General features: G+C 57.9%; 20 protein-coding genes. 4 read left to right on the top strand and 16 right to left on the bottom strand.

Going from position 1 to position 20338, the window contains the following annotated elements:
- Positions 1 to 86 precede the first annotated feature (86 nt).
- Together HMPREF2857_RS09190 and glgB are read left to right on the top strand one after the other, a co-directional pair.
- A complete protein-coding gene (locus HMPREF2857_RS09190; protein WP_070643859.1) occupies positions 87 to 2117 on the top strand; it encodes an alpha-1,4-glucan--maltose-1-phosphate maltosyltransferase in 2031 nt (676 codons plus the stop codon).
- 180 nt (positions 2118 to 2297) lie between these two features.
- The gene (gene glgB, locus HMPREF2857_RS09185) at positions 2298 to 4493 is read left to right on the top strand and encodes a 1,4-alpha-glucan branching protein GlgB (RefSeq protein WP_070643856.1); all 2196 of its coding nucleotides are present in this window, start codon (positions 2298 to 2300) and stop codon (positions 4491 to 4493) included.
- Between the two features lie 128 nt (positions 4494 to 4621).
- Here glgB and HMPREF2857_RS09180 read toward each other — a convergent pair whose 3' ends face one another.
- Entirely contained in the window at positions 4622 to 5794 is a 1173-nt protein-coding gene (locus HMPREF2857_RS09180; protein WP_070643854.1) for a serine hydrolase, read from the bottom strand.
- A gap of 333 nt (positions 5795 to 6127) precedes the next feature.
- Between HMPREF2857_RS09180 and HMPREF2857_RS09175 the strand changes: the two genes are divergently transcribed.
- Positions 6128 to 6523, top strand: a complete 396-nt coding sequence (locus tag HMPREF2857_RS09175; RefSeq protein ID WP_048735265.1) for a TIGR02611 family protein — start codon at positions 6128 to 6130, stop codon at positions 6521 to 6523.
- A gap of 51 nt (positions 6524 to 6574) precedes the next feature.
- Here HMPREF2857_RS09175 and HMPREF2857_RS09170 read toward each other — a convergent pair whose 3' ends face one another.
- Entirely contained in the window at positions 6575 to 7624 is a 1050-nt protein-coding gene (locus tag HMPREF2857_RS09170) for a co-chaperone YbbN (protein WP_070643851.1), read from the bottom strand.
- An 83-nt stretch (positions 7625 to 7707) separates the two neighbouring features.
- The gene (locus HMPREF2857_RS09165; RefSeq protein WP_016422461.1) at positions 7708 to 8013 is read right to left on the bottom strand and encodes a thiamine-binding protein; all 306 of its coding nucleotides are present in this window, start codon (positions 8011 to 8013) and stop codon (positions 7708 to 7710) included.
- Between the two features lie 31 nt (positions 8014 to 8044).
- On the opposite strand from HMPREF2857_RS09165, the gene mce reads away from it, so the two are divergent.
- Positions 8045 to 8497, top strand: coding sequence for a methylmalonyl-CoA epimerase (gene mce, locus HMPREF2857_RS09160; RefSeq protein WP_005509354.1), 453 nt, complete (start codon positions 8045 to 8047; stop codon positions 8495 to 8497).
- A 364-nt stretch (positions 8498 to 8861) separates the two neighbouring features.
- Here the strand turns inward: mce and nucS are convergent, their stop codons facing one another.
- The 13 genes from nucS to HMPREF2857_RS09095 form a co-directional block, all read right to left on the bottom strand.
- Positions 8862 to 9554 (bottom strand): endonuclease NucS, encoded by a 693-nt coding sequence (gene nucS, locus HMPREF2857_RS09155; RefSeq protein WP_005509457.1) that lies wholly within the window; start codon positions 9552 to 9554, stop codon positions 8862 to 8864.
- A 77-nt stretch (positions 9555 to 9631) separates the two neighbouring features.
- On the bottom strand, positions 9632 to 10135 hold the full coding sequence (locus HMPREF2857_RS09150) for a DUF2550 domain-containing protein (protein WP_070643848.1): 504 nt from the start codon (positions 10133 to 10135) through the stop codon (positions 9632 to 9634).
- 217 nt (positions 10136 to 10352) lie between these two features.
- Positions 10353 to 10724, bottom strand: a complete 372-nt coding sequence (locus tag HMPREF2857_RS09145) for a F0F1 ATP synthase subunit epsilon (RefSeq protein ID WP_049172054.1) — start codon at positions 10722 to 10724, stop codon at positions 10353 to 10355.
- Between the two features lie 11 nt (positions 10725 to 10735).
- Complete coding sequence (gene atpD / locus HMPREF2857_RS09140) at positions 10736 to 12175, bottom strand: F0F1 ATP synthase subunit beta (RefSeq protein ID WP_005509621.1); 1440 nt, start codon at positions 12173 to 12175, stop codon at positions 10736 to 10738.
- Between the two features lie 2 nt (positions 12176 to 12177).
- Complete coding sequence (locus HMPREF2857_RS09135; protein ID WP_070643845.1) at positions 12178 to 13158, bottom strand: F0F1 ATP synthase subunit gamma; 981 nt, start codon at positions 13156 to 13158, stop codon at positions 12178 to 12180.
- Positions 13159 to 13211: 53 nt separating this feature from the next.
- Positions 13212 to 14855: a F0F1 ATP synthase subunit alpha gene (atpA, locus tag HMPREF2857_RS09130; protein ID WP_070643842.1), complete on the bottom strand. Its 1644-nt coding sequence runs from the start codon at positions 14853 to 14855 to the stop codon at positions 13212 to 13214.
- A gap of 54 nt (positions 14856 to 14909) precedes the next feature.
- A complete protein-coding gene (locus HMPREF2857_RS09125) occupies positions 14910 to 15728 on the bottom strand; it encodes a F0F1 ATP synthase subunit delta (RefSeq protein WP_048735245.1) in 819 nt (272 codons plus the stop codon).
- Positions 15729 to 15733: 5 nt separating this feature from the next.
- Positions 15734 to 16297 carry a F0F1 ATP synthase subunit B gene (locus HMPREF2857_RS09120; RefSeq protein WP_070643839.1) on the bottom strand — a complete coding sequence of 188 codons (564 nt, stop codon included), beginning with the start codon at positions 16295 to 16297 and terminating at the stop codon, positions 15734 to 15736.
- A 31-nt stretch (positions 16298 to 16328) separates the two neighbouring features.
- Positions 16329 to 16583, bottom strand: coding sequence for an ATP synthase F0 subunit C (locus HMPREF2857_RS09115; RefSeq protein ID WP_005509463.1), 255 nt, complete (start codon positions 16581 to 16583; stop codon positions 16329 to 16331).
- Between the two features lie 140 nt (positions 16584 to 16723).
- On the bottom strand, positions 16724 to 17518 hold the full coding sequence (gene atpB, locus HMPREF2857_RS09110) for a F0F1 ATP synthase subunit A (protein WP_016422455.1): 795 nt from the start codon (positions 17516 to 17518) through the stop codon (positions 16724 to 16726).
- A 390-nt stretch (positions 17519 to 17908) separates the two neighbouring features.
- Positions 17909 to 18358 carry a Cg1360 family ATP-synthase-associated protein gene (locus tag HMPREF2857_RS09105; RefSeq protein WP_005509564.1) on the bottom strand — a complete coding sequence of 150 codons (450 nt, stop codon included), beginning with the start codon at positions 18356 to 18358 and terminating at the stop codon, positions 17909 to 17911.
- Positions 18355 to 19587 (bottom strand): glycosyltransferase family 4 protein, encoded by a 1233-nt coding sequence (locus HMPREF2857_RS09100; protein WP_246819692.1) that lies wholly within the window; start codon positions 19585 to 19587, stop codon positions 18355 to 18357. The genes HMPREF2857_RS09105 and HMPREF2857_RS09100 overlap by 4 nt, the downstream gene beginning before the upstream one ends.
- An 82-nt stretch (positions 19588 to 19669) precedes the next feature.
- Positions 19670 to 20326, bottom strand: a complete 657-nt coding sequence (locus tag HMPREF2857_RS09095; RefSeq protein WP_070643837.1) for an L-threonylcarbamoyladenylate synthase — start codon at positions 20324 to 20326, stop codon at positions 19670 to 19672.
- Positions 20327 to 20338: the final 12 nt, after the last annotated feature.

The raw sequence follows: 20338 nt of genomic DNA, 5'->3' as shown, positions 1-20338 counted from the left end.
CCTCGGTAGAGAGCAAATCGAGTTCACTCGAGATGGTTTTGCTTCGATTTTCACCTAGCTCGCCGACAATTAGGAGAACGTCTTTTATGACTGGTCGAATCGGTATTGATGACATCCGTCCTCAAATCAACGGTGGTGCAACTCCATCGAAGGCCGTAGTGGGTGAAGTCGTCCCAACGTTCGCCGTCATTTGGCGAGAAGGCCACGACGCGATGAACGCCACGCTCAACGTCAAGGGGCCGAAGGAATCAGCTTTTGCGTCCCGCTCACAGCGCATTCCAATGCACTTTTCTGACCATGATCCAAATCAGGTCAATGCCACCTTCGTCCCAGACGTTCCCGGGCTGTGGACCATTCGCATTGATGCCTGGTCCGACCCGATGGCAACGTGGCGCAACGCTATCACCAAGAAGTTCGAGGCCGGTCAGAGCGAAGCTGAACTCGCTAATGATCTAGAAATTGGCGCCGCTCTCTTCGACCGCGCCGCCGCTGGTGCCGCTGCTATCCACCGCAACCACCTACGCTCCATCGCCGCAGGTCTGCGCGGCGACGGCGATCTTCGCGCCCGCATTGCAGCCGCGCTTTCCGACGAGACCCGCGCCATTTTGCAGGCGCACCCGGTGCGCGACCTTTTGACCCGCGGAAAGACCCGCAAGATCAAGGTTGACCGCCGCGAAGCCCTGTACTCCTCTTGGTATGAGTTCTTCCCCCGTTCCAACGGTGGTTACGGCGAAAATGGCGAGCTGCTACACGGCACATTCAAGACTGCGGTTGCACAGCTTGATCGCGCTCAGCGCATGGGCTTCGACACGGTCTATCTGCCCCCGATTCACCCAATCGGTGAAATCAACCGCAAGGGTCGCAACAACACCCTGACCCCGGAACCGGGCGATGTCGGATCTCCGTGGGCTATCGGCTCCGCAGAAGGTGGCCACGACGCCATCCACCCGAGCCTTGGTGACGAAAAGGACTTCAAGGAATTCATCAAGGCTGCTAAGGAGCGCAACCTCGAGGTCGCTATCGACCTAGCGCTCCAGTGTGCACCGGACCACCCCTGGGCTAAGGCTCACCCGGAGTGGTTCACCGTGCTGCCGGACGGCACCATTGCCTACGCCGAGAATCCGCCGAAGAAGTACCAGGACATCTACCCGCTGAACTTCGACAACGATGCCAAGGGCCTGTACGCAGAGGTTCTGCGTGTAGTGAAGTTTTGGGTCAAGCGTGGAGTCAAGGTCTTCCGCGTGGATAACCCCCACACCAAGCCGGGCAACTTCTGGGAATGGCTGATTGAAACCGTTCACGAAACCAACCCGGAGGTCATCTTCCTCGCCGAGGCCTTCACCGCCCCGGCCCGCCTCTACGGCCTGGCCAAGGCTGGCTTCACTCAGTCCTACATCTACTTCCCGTGGAAGACTACGAAGGAAGAGCTGACCGAATTCGGCGAGGAGATTACCCGCCATGCAGACATCGCTCGCCCATCCCTATGGGTCAATACCCCAGATATTCTGCATGACTTCCTGGTCAAGGGCGGCCGTGGCGCCTTCGCCATCCGCGCCGCGCTGGCTTCCACCCTATCTCCGCTGTGGGGCATGTACTCCGGCTTCGAGCTGTTTGAAAACGTTCCGGTCAAGGAGGGCTCCGAGGAGTACCTCGACAGCGAGAAGTACCAGCTCCGCAGCCGCGATTACGACCAGGCACTGGCCACCGGCAACTCGCTGGAGCCGTTCATTGCCACGCTGAACAAGATTCGCCGCGAGCACCCGGCTCTGCAGCAGCTGCGCAACCTGCACTTCCACGACATCGACAATGACAACCTGCTGGCTTACTCGAAGCTCGATCCGGTCACCGGCGATGCCATCCTCGTTGTTCTCAACCTCGATCCGTGGAATGCCCAGGAAGCTACCGTGCACCTCGACATGGATCGCATTGGGCTCCGCAACCACGACCGCATGGATGTCACTGACCTGATTACCGGCAACCAGTTCAACTGGGGCAAGGACAACTACGTCCGCCTGGCACCGTGGGAAAACGTTGCGCACATCATCAAGCTGCCAGAAATCGACGTCAAGCTCCGCCACAAGTTGGCTTGGCGCGACGTCCCCGACTACGAGGGCTAGAACGCTTGCTGGGAACTTTCGGGGTTAGTGGGCCGCTGACCTGACCACTGTCGCAACGATTCGTCGTTAGGCTGGCGGGTGAGTTAGCAGCCCACTTTCCCCTACCTCCCTCTATTTCTTTAGAACTGAACTCAACAACTTCACATTCACCTACCTAGAAACGCTTCGGAAGGACCTTCCATGGGAGCCCACACAGATCCCCGCCTCGCAATTGATTCCGGCGATATGGATCGCCTGCGCTACTGCACCCATCACGATCCGCACAGCATCTACGGCGCACACGTCGTGGACGGTGACACGGTTATTCGCACGAGGGTCTTCGGCGCTCAGGCAGTTACTGTCGTCAGCACGCGCGGCGAGTTTGAAGCGGAGAACCTGGGCGACGGTTTCTTCACCGCCCTCGTCCCAGGCGGCGATGACTTCGACTACCGCCTGCGCATTACGTGGGACTCCGGCGAAACCGTAGAGCGTGCCGACGGCTACCGTTTCCTCCCCACTATTGGCGCTGGTGACCTGCACCTAATCGGCGAAGGACGTCATGAGGAACTGTGGAAGGTTCTCGGTGCTCACCTTCGCAGTTACGACACAGAGCTGGGTACGGTCGAAGGCACCTCGTTTACGGTCTGGGCTCCGAACGCACGTGGCGTAGCCGTGGTCGGTGACTTCTGTATGTGGAACGGCGCGCAGTACCCAATGCGCTCTATGGGTGGCGCAGGTATCTGGGAGCTGTTCATCCCGGGTGTGGGTGAGGGCGAAGTCTACAAGTTCGCCATCACGACGCCGGAGGGACAGCGTCGCGATAAGGCCGACCCGATGGCGCGTGCTGCTGAGCTCCCACCGGCTACCGGGTCGATTGTTGCGACCTCCGACTACGCCTGGAGCGACCAAGCGTGGATGGAAAAGCGCGCCAACACAGACTGGACCGAAGAGCCCATCTCTATCTACGAGGTCCACTTGGGTTCCTGGAAGCAGGGCCTGAGCTACGAAGTTATGGCGGAGAAGCTGGTGCGCTACGTGGTCGACATGGGCTACACCCATGTGGAGTTCATGCCAGTATGTGAGCACCCGTTCACCGGTTCCTGGGGTTATCAGGTTTCCGGCTACTACGCTCCGACCAGTCGCTTCGGCACCCCAGATCAGTTCCGCGGTCTGGTTGATGCCTTCCACGCCGCTGGCATCGGTGTCATCATGGACTGGGTTCCGGGGCACTTCCCGAAGGACGAGTTCGCACTTGCCCGCTTCGATGGCACGGCTTGCTACGAGCACCCGGACTGGCGTCGCGGCGAGCAGCGCGACTGGGGCACCTACGTTTTCGACTTCGGCCGCAACGAGGTACGCAACTTCCTCTACGCCAACGCACTGTACTGGGCAGAAGAGTTCCACATCGACGGTCTGCGCGTCGACGCAGTGGCTTCCATGCTGTACCTGGACTACTCCCGCAATGAAGGCGAGTGGCTGCCGAACCAGTACGGTGGTCGTGAAAACCTCGATGCTGTTCAGTTCCTGCAGGAATTCAACGCCACTGTACACAAGCACAACCCGGGCTTCCTCACCGTGGCCGAAGAATCCACTTCTTGGCCGGGTGTGACCGCACCTACCGAGCACGGTGGCTTGGGCTTCTCTATGAAGTGGAACATGGGCTGGATGAATGACACGCTGGAGTACTTCAGCAAGGAGCCGATTTACCGCTCCTACCACCACCATGAGCTCACTTTCGCTATGGTCTACGCCTACTCGGAAGAGTTCATTCTGCCGATTAGCCACGACGAGGTCGTGCACGGCAAGGGCTCGCTGTGGGAGCGCATGCCGGGCGGCGATTGGGATAAGGCCGCAGGCCTACGTACTTTCCTGACCTTCATGTGGGCGCACCCGGGCAAGCAGCTTCTATTCCAGGGTCAGGATCTTGGCCAGAACCACGAGTGGAACCACGATGAGTCCGTGGCTTGGGACAACCTCGAAGGTTGGAGCGGCGAATTCCACCGCGGCATTCAGCTGCTGGTTAAGGACATCAACGCCATCTACAAGGAAAACCCAGCGTTCTACACCCAGGATGACCGCCCAGAGGGCTTCCAGTGGATTAACGCGGATGATTCCACAAACAATGTTGTGTCCTTTGTCCGTTACGGCACCGATGGCTCGGTCGTCGCCTGCGTCTATAACCTGTCGGGAACCACGCAGGAAATCTACAAGATTGGCGTACCGCGCGGTGGCCAATGGACGGAGATTCTGAACACAAACGCATCGCGTTACGAGGGCTCCGGCTACGGTGAAAACGGTACTGTGACCGCGGTCGAGCACGGTTGGAACGGCCAGGCTCACTCGATTGATTTGGTGCTGCCGGCCAACACCGCCGTTTGGCTGAAGTGGCAGGGCTAGTCCCGAATCCAGCCAAACAAAAGACAATCACATAGGAATTGCCCGTGCTGCACGGTTTTCAGTGATCTGAGTTTCAGCCTGAAAACCTGACTCACGGGCAATTTTGTTTTGGGGAGCGTATCCAGGTCCTATCCTCGGAACGGATTGAACCAGTCAGGTTCCAAAGATTCGTTGTAATTCGCAGAATCTGAATCATCGATGTACCCGGATCCATCCATGCTGTCGGTTCCGATACGATCCGGAATGCCGTCGCCATCCTCATCCGCGCTCCACGTCGCAGCCTGCTTAGCAGTCAGTGGCTTGCCATCCTTACCAAGGCGATTGTAATCCGGCAGAAGCTGGGCTATTTGGGAACCCAGCTGGCCGAGCAGGCCGTCGGTAAACTCATTGAGCGGCACCTCATCAAAGCGCGTCGTAATGGCGTAAGCGATGGGGCCGGCTGCGGTGTACAAAATACCGTGGTCATTAACGCCCTCGGCAGTGTCACCGGTCTTCTGGACTGCGGAGCCGACGTACATCACAAACTTCTGCGAACCACCGTAAGTGAGGTAGGTCAATGCAGTTTGTGCCGTGTCCTTGGTAATGAAGTTGTGCTTTGAGGTGCCATCGGCCACTTCCTGGAGACGTGCCATGAACAGCGCAGCTTGAGAGGGAGTAAACCAGGACCGATCACCGCTGGGATTGGGGATGTTGAACTTGTTTCCCAGGTGGTAGCGCTTGTCGTCAACACCGGCTTCCTTGATGGTTTTGTTGACCTCGTCGAAACCACCGACAGCGTCAATCACCCCATTCGCCGCGGTGTTGTCCGAATACCGCATCACGTACTGCAACAGCCCGTCGAGCGTGTATTGGCCAGGACCAATCACGCTTCCGCCAACACCGTTGTCCCAATCGACCGTCACCGTCTTGTCTAGGTCGTCGCCGAATTTCTTCAGCGCAGTAACCACTAACGGAGCCTTGATGGTCGATGCGGAGTACTCCTTCGTATCCTCGCCTACCGACGCCGTGAGCCCTTTGTATGGACCGTCAATGACACGCAAATAGACACCTAAATCAATGCCATAGTTGTCGGAGAAATTCTTAGCCGCAGTATCGAGGACGTCCTGTGCATCAGACCAGGTGACTTCCTCAGACGCATCCCAACCGTTATCTGGAGCATTAGGTTTTGTGGTAGCAGTGGTGGCCTTGGACCCGGTGGTGCTTGGGACATCGATGGTGCACCCCGCCAACAGAGTAGAGGCCGAAAGCGCAACAATGACCGAGGCGGAAGTAGCGCGAAGGGCTTTGGGGCGAAGTCGCATGCAAAACTCCTGGCTGCAGAAAACTGAAGACCAAAGGCACCTAGCGCAGTATGAACTGTCTGAGGTGAACAGGTGGATGAGATGCAGTGGTAACTGCTGTAAACCACTGAGAACTGTTGGAAGATTACCACCTTCCGAAAAATCTCGTTGCACTGGGGCGCAGCTTTTGTGCAACAATGGATTAAATATAGACATGATTAAAAGAATCAATGTCCAACGGTGCACCCAGGCAGTTGAGCTGCACATTTGATGCTTAATGCTTCAACGATGCCTCGTTCGAGACCGCTGCTAGAAATAGCGCACGGCACCGAAAATCGGAGGAAGTGAATCGCAATGGAGGAAAAGGTACATCGCTTGATGGACCGCATGCAGATTCGCCATGCACATATGCGCAACACCTGGTACGGGCCGGTACTCTCCCCGGTTCTTCTCGTCGCAGGCTTCGCACTGCTCATTGTTGGCATTATCATTTTGCCAACTCCTGCTCCCGGATGGCTCTGCATCTTTGTTGCACTGGGAATTCTCTCGTTGGTGCATCCGCCGACACGTCGCCTGAACATCTGGTTGGCAGCAAAATTGGACGCCTTTTACGCCTGGTATGCGGAGCGTCATGTGGCAATGAAAGCCACACTTTTCTTGTTGCTGATGGCGTTTATGGCCGCTGTAATGGGCAGCGTCTACTACTTCATGGCTCCGGATGACTGGCCATACACCGACGCTTCAAGCTAGGAGCCTGAGCGCTTTCCAGGCTCCTAGTGCAGTGCTTCTAGTACAGTGCCCCTAGTACAGCGCGCTAGCCATCCTCCGGCGTGCATCCAATGCCACTGGATCTGCGGTATCGAATAGCACAAGCAGCTCTAGTAGACGCGACTTGATGGCCTCGCGGTCATCGCCAAACACCTGCGGGAGCAACTTTAACAAACGATCGAGCGCCTTCGCTGGATCGTCGACAAGCATCGTGACATCCGCGGCATCGAGGGCGAGCGCGACGTCCTTCGGCGCAGCGTCGGCCTTTGCAATTGGATCTGCGCTGCGATCAATCTTGGCAGCGCGAGCGAAGAAGGACACATTCGCGTGGGCGCGCTTCAGCCCCTGATTTGCGGGCTCGGACTGCAGCATGGCGTCATACAGCTCCAACGCTCCGTCGAAATCGCCCTCCTCGAGCAACTCTTCGGCCTGCTCCAAACGCGGGTCATCGGTGGGTACGGGATTGCCGAAGAAGTCAGTAGGCTCCGGAGCCTCCGGTCCGCTGCCCTCCCCAGCCATACGAGTTCCCGCCGGCAACCCCTTGAGACGACCCCGAGTGGCCTCCATAACCTGCGCCAGCCACTGCTCCAGCCAATCCCTGGTTTTCTCGCCGACAAACATGCCAATGGGACTGCCCATAGCCACAGCCGTTACTGTCGGCACTGCCTGCACACCGAATGCCTGGGCCAGCTGCGGATGCTCCTCAGCATCTGCCCACGCCAGGATCCAGTTCAAATTAGCCTCACGGGCCAAGCCTTCTAGCTCAGCCCGAAGACGCAACGAATCAGCTGCTCCAGCCATGCCGATCAAGACAATAACCGGTACCTGCTCCGAGCGCAGAACGACTTCTGCCTCAAGAGTCTGCGGGGCAATCTCAACTACAGGAGGAAGCCCATTTCCCTGATCACTGGTTGCCCGCTCGATCTCCTCTCGGCGCTTACGTTCGGCTTCGGCGCGCTGGTGGAGCTGCTCCAAATCAACCGTGCCGGGCGGTGGTGGCGGAGTCGAGCACTCGCGGTGACCGTGTGCTCCATGCGAGTGACCATGAGAATGGCCATGTGCGTGACCATGTCCAGCTGGCATCGTAAAAGGGTTCCTCTCCAGTGTCGTCGTAAAGCCTATGTGAAGACCTATGTAGAGCCTACGTGTCCAATCCGAACAAGAGACTAGTCGGTGGCTTTTAGCACATCCTCGACCGCATCCACTTTCGCACGCAGCTGCCCGGTATATCCGTTACGAATGTCCGCCTTGATGACCAGAGAAGTTCGTGGACTGACACGGCTGACTGCTTCCGTGGCTCGCTTAATGACATCCATCACCTCATCCCATTCGCCTTCAACAAGGGTGAACATGGCATTGGTCTCGTTGGGCAGGCCAGATTCGCGCACAACACGCACGGCTTCAGCAACAGCCTCAGCCATTCCCTGCTCAGGATCGGAGAAAGTGGGGGCAACAGAAAATGCGACAATCATGGCGCCGATAATAGCGAGTACCCTGGGAACTATGAGTGAGACACAGATTCCCGTTCCCCATAAGTACGTAGTCGCTGTTGATCACGTCGGCGTCGCAGTCCCGGATTTTGATGCCGCTATCGAGTGGTACCGCGCAAACCTTGGTTTCATCAACTACCACGATGAAGTCAATGAAGAGCAGGGTGTCCACGAGGCCATGGTCGGCCCGGCCGACAAGGTTGAAGGTGGCACTCTGGTTCAGATTCTCGCGCCACTGAATGACCAGTCCACGATTGCAAAGTACCTGGACAAGAAGGGTCCAGGAATCCAGCAGTACGCAGTTCGTGTCACTGATCTGGAGGCGCTGATGGCGCACCTGAAGGAGCAGGGCACCCGGGTGCTGTACCCGGAGCCGAAGATCGGTACCGCAGGTTCGCGCATCAACTTCATCCACCCGAAGGATGCCGGTGGCGTCCTGCTGGAGCTCGTTGAGCCGGCTAAGTAAATCTATCCCCAGCGGCGCGTGATAGTGCGGTGAGCTCTATTGCGCCAGCAGTTAGTGTGCCAATGGCGCCGGTCATCGGCACCTGCACCATAATCCTGCGGCCAAGCTACGATGTGCGAGGTCCCGGGCATGATTTCCTGGTCGCACCCTGGACAGCGATAAACCTTGTTCGACTGTCCAGCGCTGATGTTACGCACCGCAAAGTCCACGTCCTGCCAACCGGCAGGCCCAGATTCAGTGCGGGTGTTTTGGAAAGAACTGCCAAATGCGGGCAGGCTGCCGCGATTCTGGCCGTGGTTATTACGCCCGCCGCGTTGGTTGCCTCGTTGATTACCGCGCCGCTTGTGGTTTCGCCTAGGCATGGCTAGAACAACCGCAATTCATTGGACTCCAGGCCACGCAGGGCGTCGTAATCCACGGTCACACAGCGAATCCCACGATCCTCTGCCAGAGTCTTGGCCTGTGGCTTAATCTCCTGGGCAGCAAAAATCCCTTCCACCGGTGCCAGCAGCTCATCGCGGTTCAGCATCTCCAAGTAACGGGTTAGCTGCTCAACACCATCGATACCGCCCCGACGCTTAACCTCTACTGCAACAGTGGCGCCGTTTTCATCGCGGCCAAGCAGATCCACCGGCCCAATCGGGGTTGGGTATTCGCGCCTAATCAGGGTGTAGCCCTCGCCAAACGTTGTGAACTGATCTGCAAGCAGTTCCTGTAGATGCGCTTCTACCCCGTCTTTCTCAAGGCCAGGGTCCTCTCCCAGTTCGTACGTGCTATCAGCCAGCACCTTGCCGATAGTTATACGAAGCTGCTCGCCCTTCTTATTCTCGACGACCCAGAGCTTTTCACCAGTGTCTTCACCCGACTCGTCGAGAATATCCTTCTCCGTCAGCGTGCACGGCGGTGTCATCCAGTTCAGAGGCTTATATGCACGGTCGTCGGCATGCACAGAAACAGAACCGTCAGCTTTCACCAACAGCAAGCGCGGGGCATGAGGCAGATGGGCATTCAAGCGACCGACATAGTCAACGGTGCATTCAGCAATCACAAGGCGCATTCCCCTACCCTAACGTGACTGCCGCGCGGGAGAAAACAATACCCACTAGAGCCTTAGCAATAGCCTGTCGTCCGAGGCTAATACTGACTTCCTCGGCCACGGTTATAAGCCGAACGGAAACGGCGCTCAATGTCAGTAGGAAACTCACGAGTCTGGCGTGACGACGGCTTCGACTCCACCCACGCCACCAGCGCAGTGTCCGAGGACGAGTCCACGGCAAACTCCCATTCGGTATTTTTCCCCGTTTTAATCCTGACTACCCGAAGCCCGGGCGCGAAAAAACCCGCCTCGATGTCAGTCGGATCTCGGCGATCCACAATAGAGACATCGTGACGGGCAAATTCGGCATCACAGCCAGGACGCAGCGAACGTAGCTTGTACATCTTCAACGTCGACTCGGAATAAACAATGACACCATGGCGCCAATGACTGCCATCACCTGCAGGAAGGCGACGAGCAATAACAGGAGTACCTTTTGCATGCAGGCTGGCGAAACGCCACAGGGCAAGGACCCCGCCGACGATCAACATCGCACCGATAATCATGAACATGATTGACATCATGGTTACGCTTGAAAACACTATCTGCCAGCCTCGCATCCGGGTGAATAGACGACGAACCTTGGTTCAAAAGCGCATTAGAGGCTTTTTACAAACCCTACCCGATTGTTGCACTGACATGAAAAATAACTAAGAAAAACGGGGCGGGAAGCTGGCAAGATTTCTCTTGCGAGCTCCCCGCCCCGTTTAAAGAAGCAGGAAGAATACGGTCGTGCGACCGGATGTTCAGGCGAACAGACTAGTTGGTGGAAGCGCGACGAGCCGCGCGGACCTCCGACTCAGCCTGTGCCTTTACTGCAGGGTCATCCGAAGTCAGGTTGGACTCGGCCTCGGAGAGGTTAACCTCGTCAGCCCAGACTGCCTTATCCGCGAGGATCGAAACCTTCGAGGTAGACACGGAAATGAACCCACCCTGTACCGAAGCGACAAGAACCTTGCCGTCTGCGGTCTTGATGGTCACCGTACCGTTGTTGACCAGCTGGCCAAGCAACGGCTGGTGTCCGGGCAGCACGCCGATCTCACCCTCGGTGGTCTGAGCAGAGACCAAAGTGGCCTTGCCCTTCCAGAGCGGTCGCTCAACGGCAACCAGTTCAGCGGTGATTTCAGCCATGAGGATGCCCCTTACTTCTTCTGCATTTCAGCGTACTTCTTCTCGACATCGTCGAGGCCACCCAGGCCGTCGAAGGCCATCTCCGGGTAGTTGTCGAAGTCGCCCTTGCAGATGCGGTCGAAGGCAACAATGGTGTCCTTCAGCGGGACGTACGAACCAGGCAGACCCGTGAACTTCTCAGCAACGAAGAAGTTCTGACCCAAGAATCGCTGGATACGACGTGCACGCTGCACGGTCACCTTGTCCTCCTCAGACAGCTCGTCCATACCGAGGATGGCGATGATGTCCTGGAGTTCCTTGTTCTTCTGCAGGATGTTAATAACCTGCTGAGCAACTCGGTAGTGCTCCTCACCGACGATCGACGGCTCGAGGATACGAGAAGTCGAAGTCAGCGGGTTCACTGCCGGGTAAATACCCTTCGATGCGATCGAGCGGTCGAGCTCGGTGGTTGCATCGAGGTGGGCGAAGGTCGTTGCCGGAGCCGGGTCGGTGTAGTCATCGGCAGGCACGTAGACGGCCTGCAGAGAGGTAATCGAACGGCCCTTGGTGGACGTAATGCGCTCCTGCAGAACACCCATCTCGTCAGCCAGGGTCGGCTGGTAACCCACGGCGGAAGGCATACGACCCAGCAGGGTCGAAACCTCAGAACCGGCCTGGGTGAAACGGAAGATGTTGTCAATGAAGAGCAGCACGTCCTGGTGCTGAACATCGCGGAAGTACTCCGCCATGGTCAGACCCGACAGCGCGACACGCATACGGACTCCCGGCGGCTCGTCCATCTGGCCGAAGACGAGGGCGGTGTCCTGGAGAACGCCCATCTCTTCCATTTCCAGGAAGAGGTCGGTGCCCTCACGGGTACGCTCACCAACACCGGCGAAGACCGAAGTACCGGAGAACTCGCGTGCAATACGAGTAATCATCTCCTGGATCAGAACGGTCTTACCGACACCGGCACCACCGAACAGACCAATCTTGCCGCCCTTAACGTACGGGGTCAGCAGGTCGATGACCTTAATACCGGTTTCCAGAATCTCGGTCTTGCCCTCGAGCTGGTCGAAGGCCGGCGGCTCACGGTGGATGCCCCACTGCTCACCATCGCGACCCAGGCCCGGCTCATCCAGGCAGTCGCCCATTGCGTTAAAGACGTGACCCTTGACGACGTCACCAACCGGAACCGAAATCGGCTTACCGGTGTCCTTGACCTCTGCACCGCGGACCAGGCCGTCGGTCGGAGCCATAGCAATGGTACGAACCATGTTGTCACCGAGGTGCTGTGCAGTCTCGAGGACAATGGTCTTGGCGACCGAAGGAAGGGTAACTTCCACGGTCAGCGCGTTGTAAAGTGCCGGCAGTTCGTTACGCGGGAACTCCACGTCGACGACGGCACCGATGACACGCACAACACGGCCCACAGCCGTGGTGGTGTTCTGCTCACTTAGAGCTGTGCTCATATCTAGTCACTTTCTCCGCTGTCGTCGAGCGCACCGGCGCCACCGACGATTTCTGTGATTTCCTGGGTAATCTGTGCCTGACGTGCCTGGTTAGCAACACGCGAGAGGTCCTTGACCAGCTCGGTAGCGTTGTCCGTCGCGGACTTCATAGCGTTACGACGGGCAGCGGACTCAGAGGCAGCGGCCTCGAGCATCACTGCGAACAGAGTGCGGGACACGTACTGCGGCAGCAGCTCTGCCAACAGGGTGTCTGCATCAGGCTCGAATTCATAGTCCGGATTGAGGTCATCTGATCCATCGGACAGCATGTCCTCGCCCTGAGCAATCTCGACATCCTCGTACACAGGCTCAATCGGGAGCATCTGGTGTGCACGCGGAATCTGAGAAAGCATGGACACGAATTCCGTGTAGACAACGTGGACCTGGTCGAAGCCCTGAACGGCCTCGCCGTTGGTGCCACGCAGGCCTTCGCGGTACTTGGCAGTGCCCTCGGCCGTAGCGTTGAAACCATCAATGAGGTGACGACGCACGTCGTGGGTTGCGGCGTAGTCCGGATCCTGGGAGAAGCCCTCCCACGTACCGGCGAGCTCGACACCACGGAAGTCGTAGTAGTCGGTGCCCTTACGGCCAGTCACGTAGAGAACGACCTCATGCCCCTGCTCTTCCAGAGCGGTACGCAGTTCTGCAGCCTTCTTCAGGACGTTGTGGTTGTAGCCGCCACACATGCCGCGGTCACTGGTGACAACCAGGACTGCAACACGCTGGTTACCCTCACGCTTTACGAGCATCGGGTGATCCAACGACGAAGCCGATGCGAGACGTCCGATGACCTTCTCGATTTCGTCGGCGTACGGCTGGGAGTCTGCTACGCGACGCTGCGCCTTAGTAATGCGCGAGGTTGCGATAAGCTCCTGGGCCTTGGTGATCTTCTTGGTCGAGTTCACCGACTTGATTCGGGCTCGAAGTTCACGAAGATTCGCCATGTCCTATTCCCTCCCTTCAATTGCGAAAACGGTCATTGAGTAGCTCAACCTGCCTAGTTCTGGGCAGTCTTGCGGGAGACCGAAATCTGCTGCTTCTTGAGCTCGCCCTCGTCGAGTGCGTCGACCGGAGCCTCGGAAGCCAGCGGTGCGCCCTCAGAAGTCTGGAAAGACTTCTTGAAGTTAGCGGTAGCGGACTTCAGAGCAGCCTTGGACTCGTCAGAGAAGGCGACGCCGCCGTCAATCTGCTCGAAGACTGCAGGCTGAGTGTCCTGCAGGTGCTCAAGCAGCTCGGCCTCGAAGCGACGGACGTCCTCAACCGGGACATCGTCGAATTCGCCCTCACCAGCGAGGTAGATGGAGGTCATCTGGTACTCGACCGGCTGCGGGTGGTTTTCCTTCTGCTTCAGCAGCTCAACCAGACGCTGACCGCGCTCCAGCTGACGCTTGGAGGCATCGTCCAGGTCGGATGCGAACATTGCGAATGCTTCCAGGTCGCGGTAGGACGCGAGGTCCAGACGCAGGTTACCGGAAACCTTCTTCATGCCCTTGGTCTGTGCGGCACCACCAACACGGGAAACCGACACACCGACGTTAATAGCCGGGCGGACACCCTGGTTGAACAGGTCGGACTCGAGGAAGACCTGGCCGTCGGTAATGGAAATGACGTTGGTCGGAATGAAGGCCGACACGTCGTTTGCCTTGGTCTCGATGATCGGCAGTGCGGTCAGCGAGCCTGCACCCATGTCGTCGGAGAGCTTCGCAGCACGCTCCAGCAGACGGGAGTGGAGGTAGAAGACGTCACCCGGGTAAGCTTCGCGTCCCGGCGGGCGACGCAGCAGCAGCGAGATGGCACGGTATGCCTCTGCCTGCTTAGTCAGATCATCGTAAATGACCAGGACGTGCTTGCCCTGGTACATCCAGTGCTGACCCAGTGCGGCGCCTGCGAATGGTGCAAGCCACTTGAAGCCTGCGGCATCCGACGCCGGGGCAGCAACGATGGTGGTGTACTCGAGTGCGCCCTGCTCCTCGAGGGTCTGGCGCACACCAGCAATGGTGGAGCCCTTCTGACCGATAGCAACGTAGATGCATCGCACCTGCTTGCTCGGGTCACCGGACTCCCAGTTAGCCTTCTGGTTCAAAATGGTGTCCAGGCAGACCGCGGTCTTACCGGTCTTACGGTCACCAATGATCAGCTGACGCTGACCACGACCAATTGGGGTCATTGCGTCGATGGCCTTAATACCAGTAGCCATCGGCTCTTCAACCGGCTGACGCTGCAGCACAGTCGGTGCCTGCAGCTCGAGGACGCGGTCCTCTTCAGCCTCAATGTCGCCCAGGCCGTCAATCGGCTGGCCCAGGGGGTTAATTACGCGACCGAGGAACTTGTCCCCGACCGGAATCGAAAGGACGTCACCCGTCCGCTTTACCTCGTCACCCTCTTTAAGCGACTCGAAGTTACCCAGCACCACAACGCCGACCGTGTCGGTGTCGAGGTTCTGAGCGACGCCAATAACGCCGCCCGGGAACTCCAGAAGCTCATTCGTCATGACCGACGGCATTCCCGAAACCTGGGCGATACCATCAGCTGCACTGATAACAACGCCAACCTCCTCACGGGAGGCCTCCGGGGAGTAGCTCGAGGTGTAGTTCGCAATCGCGCTACGGATCTCGTCGGAGGAGATCGTCAGCTCCGCCATGTTCTTCCTGCTCTCGGTAATATTCTTCCAGTGATTAATCGTCTAAACCATCCGTCAGCCGAGGCCGACGCGCAGCTTCTCAAGCTTTGTTGAAAGGCTACCGTCGATGACCTCGTCGCCAACCCGGATGACCAGTCCACCGAGAATCGACTTGTCGATCACGGTGTGGATGGACATCGCCTTGCCGTAGACTCGGCCGAGCTTGTCCGCCAGTGCTCGCTCTTGCTCGTCAGAGACGGCCGTGGCACTGGTCACGCGAGCGACGACGTGGTTCCGCAGGCCGGCGGCTAGCCGGGACAGGGAGTCAATGTCGTCCGCGGGGCGCTTGGATGGGCGGCCAACAGCCTGCAGTGCCAGGGTTTCGGTCACGGAAGTGACCTTGCCGTACAGCACAGAGGCGAGGAGCCCACGCTTGGCTTCGGGGGTTGCGGCCTTGTCGGCCAGCAGCTGTTCAAGCTGCGACTGCTCAGCCAGGATGTGTCCCAGTTGGAACAGCTCAGACTCAACAGTCTCAAGCTGTCCCTGGCCTTCGGCAGAGCGAAGGAGGGCTCGACGGCCCAGCTCTACCAAACCCTCACGCATTTCACGCGGGGTGGACCATACCTGCGCGGCAGCATCCACGACGAGGTTAAGAGTCGTCTCAGATACCTTGCCCGCGAACAGGCTCCGGACAAGGCCGGAACGCTGTTCCGCAGTCGCCGAGGTGTCGGCGACAGCGACACGCAGGCCGCGGTCGGAGTCCAGGACCTCGACGATGTCGAAAAGCTCGGAACCAGTCTGAGCAGCCTGAGCAACAGCGACATTGTCGCCACCGATAGCGGCGTCCAGTCGCTGGCTAAGGGCTGCCAGGGATTCGCGGCTTGCTGCGTGCATGTCGCCTACTTTCCGGCCGGGGCCACGGTGTCAAGGTTGGACAAGAAGTTGTCAATCGTCGACGAGTTACGAACGTCGTCGGAAAGCTGCTCGCCCAGAAGGCGCTCAGCGAGATTGATGGAGTTCTGGCCCATTTCCTTGCGCAGCTCTGCGACTACCTGCTCACGCTGGGCAGCGAGCTGCTTCTCACCGGACTCGATGATTCGTGCGCTCTCGTCATTAGCCTTGGTCGTAGCGTCTGCAATGATGCGCTGACCCTGTGCACGGGCTTCGTCGCGAATCTTTGCTGCTTCAGTACGGGCCTCTGCGAGCTGACTGTTGTACTTTTCCAGAGCGGCCTTGGCTTCAGCCTGTGCAGCTTCAGCGCGTTCAATGCCGCCCTCAATCCGGTCCTCCCGCTCGGTCAGGACCTCCTGGAACTTCGGAAGAACGAGCTTCCAGAAGAGAACCAGGATAACTACCAGCGGGACAACGGACCAGACGATGTCATAGGTCTTTGGCAGCAGCGGGTTAATGGACTCTCCCATCGGGAGGTCACCCGCCACTAGCAAAAAGGTGAAATCTGTCATGGTTTACGTGTTCTCCGCCTGAGGTCCGGACTTAAACAAAAACGAAGCCTGCGACCAGGCCGATTAGGGCGAGAGCCTCAGTGAAGGCAATGCCCAGGAACATGGTGGTACGCAGCTGGCCGGCCATCTCAGGCTGGCGTGCCATACCCTCAACGGTCTTGCCGGCGACGATGCCGATGCCGAGGCCCGGGCCCAGGGTGGACAGACCGTAACCGATGGTCTTCAGGCCAGCGTTGGTGTCGACAGCCTGGACAGCGTCCTGGGCGGAGAGGATGACGTCGTTCATTATGAACCGTTCCCTTTCTTAAAGGATGGCCCCGGATTAAAGATTGTTCTAAGTAGGTCCGGGGCTTTGTGGGTCAAGTGGGTCTTGCTATTAAATTTGCGAGGCCTTGTTGCCGAATTTGCGGCCTCATTAGTTATGGGTTAGTGCTCGTCTGCGTGCAGCGACAGTTCGATGTAGACGGCGCTCAGCAGGGCAAAGATGTATGCCTGCAGGAAAATCACCAGCATCTCGAACAGCGTGAATGCTACCGCAGCGACAAGGGTCAACCCGGACAGGGCGGTCCAACCATTCAGCTGCCAGAAGAAGAAGTTCGTGGCACCGAAAAGCAGGACTAGAACCATGTGGCCCGCCAGCATGTTGGCCATCAGACGGATGGTCAGCGTAACTGGGCGGAGAACGAAGTTGGAGAAAATCTCGATCGGCACCACGATGAGGTGGAGTACCGGTGGCAAGTTCGGAATAACGACTGCCGACTTCACAAACTTGAAGAAGCCCATCTTCTTCGAGCCCGCGTAAATGAAGGCAACGTATGCGAACAGGGCCAGAACCAGTGGCATACCGATTCGGGCGTTCGGCGAAATATTGAGGCCAGGAATAATAGCCGCAATATTCATCGAGATAACAAGGAAGAAGATGGTGGCCAGAACCGGAAGGAAACGACGCCCCTCCTTCTTACCCAGAATCTCCTCCGCGATGTGGATGCGGACGAAGTCCAGCATCAACTCCGCAACGTTCTGCAGACCAGTCGGCACGAGCTTCGGACGACGCATTGCGACGACGAAGAACACGGCGACGATCACGGCCATCAAAAGACGAACAATCATCAGGCGGTCCATGGCGTACCAGTCGCCACTGCCACCTAGAATGAAGTCGCCAAATTGTTCACCCGGGAAATACTCCTCCTGCAAGTTGGGTGAGTGAAACTCACCCCGCATCTCGGCAAGTGTTGTAACGCTCAGCGTTCTCTCCCGTGATTGGGCCGCTAGAACTATTGTCAAGCGGTGCGAAGGACGTCATTTAACGTGTCGCGCCGCGGATTCCATTCGCTCATCAGCACGGCGCTCACGGGGACCGTACCTGTGGAAATGATAGTTATTTCGCTACAGGCCGTCTTACCCGAAACTCAGGATAACAGTTCTGACTCATTTTCCCCACCCGGTACACCCCCGCGTTTCCGACCCCGAAACCAACAAAGAGGCCGACCCCCGCTGTGGGTTTCGGCCTCTATTTGTGGCATCTTCTGCACAAACTGGACAATATGCTTATTACCTGCGGTTTTAGAAGCGCATTGCAGCCTCTCAGCAGGTCAACATGTTATTAACGAGCTATTCGTCCTTCATTGGTTGCACATAAGTGAGGTTAGATTGCGACATTCCCCACACTTCTGCACCGAGTGTCACCATCAGAGTGAGTACAACAGTGACGAAGAAAGTCATGTTGTCATAAAACTCAAGATTTCTAATAACAACCAGGACACCGATCAATACGACAATCTTCAACAACCAGCCACCCAGTACAACGGCAAGCGTGACGGACGGCGAAGTTCGAGCAGTAAAGAGGATGCCTAGAACGGTAAGCAATACGAAGCTTCCGCTAATGCCCGCACCAAGGAGTACGCCCCAGACGCCGGGCATACCGTTTTTGCCACCCCAGACCAGCAGCGAAAGCACGGTAATCACAGCGAGCGCGATCGCGCCCGAGCGAGCAGCAGCCAGCAGCGGTCGCCGCGAATCGTCGTATTTAGACTCGGGCTCCGGAGTTGTTTTTTCAGTCACGGTCGAACATTGTACCTTCTGCGTCCACGTCGACGTCTTATAACCTGCCGGACCCCACTTCCACTTCTGGGACGCGCTCCCCTTGAACGGTCGTCGGCAAGCGCATTGCGACGGCGGAGGGTGAAGACAACCGCGATGATAAGCAGGATTCCGAAGGTGAGAGCGACAAATTCAAAGGGGAAAATGGTAGTGGCAACGGCGGCGTACGCGACGACCGACACCCATAGGTAAAGCACTAGCACCACGCGGCGATGACTGTGCCCCATCGACAGGAGGCGGTGGTGAATATGCATTTTGTCGGGTGAGAAAGGTGACTTGCCCTGACTGACGCGGCGAACGACAGCGAGAAGTAGGTCGAGCATTGGCACGCTAATTGCTGCGATGACGACCACAACCGGCGAGATTAGAGCGATGACGTCAGCGGTGCCGTACATGGAGGGCGCGATGCGTCCCGACGCCGACACCGATGCCGCAGCGAGCAGCAAGCCGATCATCATGGCACCGGAATCGCCCATGAAAATGCGTGCGGGCTCGAAGTTGTGCGGCAAGAAACCCAGGCAAGCGCCGAGGAGGCACGCGGAAATCATCGCGGGTGGATAGGCGGAAACGGTGCCACCTTGGTCGTGAAGCATGACCATCGAATAGACAAGGATTGCAGCTGCGGCAATCATGCCGAGTCCAGCTGCGAGACCATCGATGCCGTCAACAAAATTGAAGGCGTTAATCAATGCCACAGTAAATAGGACAGTCAACACTGTGGACATGATTGGATCGAGAATGAGCGTGGCGCCGCCGCTAAAAGGGATATAGAGCAGATACCAGTTGACGCCCATAAATGACATCAAAAGTGCCGCCGCGACCTGCCCCACCAGCTTGGTGAGGGCATCTAAGTCAAAGAGGTCATCCCAAATACCGACGATTAGCAGGAGCGACGTGGCCGCCACGACTGCCCTCATATCTGGAGTCATAGGTGGAAAACCACGGTTGAGGGCCGGCATCACGGAGGCAAGGGCGATAGCTGCGACCACGCCGGAGTACATCGCCACGCCTCCGAGTCTGGGCTTCGGAATATCGTGGACATCGCGCGTGCGGGGAGCATCCAACCAGCCCGAACGGACCAGCACATAACGCACCACTCCAGTGAGCAAATAACTGACAGCAGCGGAAACTAAAACGAGCATGGCGAGCTCGCGGATGGGCACACCTGCCCCACCCGACTGGGCTGCCAATAAGCTCATGTCCGCCACTAGGTACTACTCACCCACACAATCGCTGCAGATACTAAACAGGAAAAGCCTTAGGTAGACAAGACTACTGCCCCAGCAGTCGCTCGGGCGTAGTACTCAAAACCTCGGCAACCGCCGCTGCTGACACAGCGCCTTCGCGCAGAATCCGCGGCACTGGAGTCGAGATATCGACAATCGTCGATGGGGTGCCAATCGTGGCTTCACCGCCGTCGACGTAGACCGCTGCTTCCCCACCGAGCATCTGCTTGGCGCGCACGGCATTGGTGGCCGGTGCCTGGCCAGAGATGTTCGCACTGGACACGGCCATCGGACCGGTGCGGCGCAGAATCTCGATAGCAATTGGGTGCAGCGGCATGCGCAGCATGACCGTTCCCGCGGTATCACCAAGGTTCCACGGCAAGCTCGGCGCCTGGTTCACAACCAGCGACAGTCCGCCCGGCCAGAAAGCCTCCACCAGCGTGCGAGCAGCTGGCGAGTATTCGCGGACGAGCCCCTCAATCGTGTTCCAGGAACCCACGAGCACCGGTACCGGCATATCCGGGCCGCGGTGCTTGGCACGCAGCAAGGAGGCAACGGCCTGGTTATCAAAGGCATCGCAGCCAAGGCCGTAGACGGTATCGGTAGGCATAACGACCAGCCGTCCTGCCTTCACTGCATCTGCTGCTGCTGCAATTGTGCGTTCGCGGTTTTCATCTGTGCTGCAGTCCATAATCCTGCTCATCAGATTTGTGCT

Origin of the sequence: Corynebacterium sp. HMSC076C10 (genome assembly GCF_001812455.1) — a bacterium.
Taxonomy (GTDB): Bacteria; Actinomycetota; Actinomycetes; order Mycobacteriales; family Mycobacteriaceae; genus Corynebacterium; species Corynebacterium jeikeium_D.
Note: the sequence above shows the minus strand (reverse complement) of the source record. Positions and strands in the feature narration are given on the sequence as shown.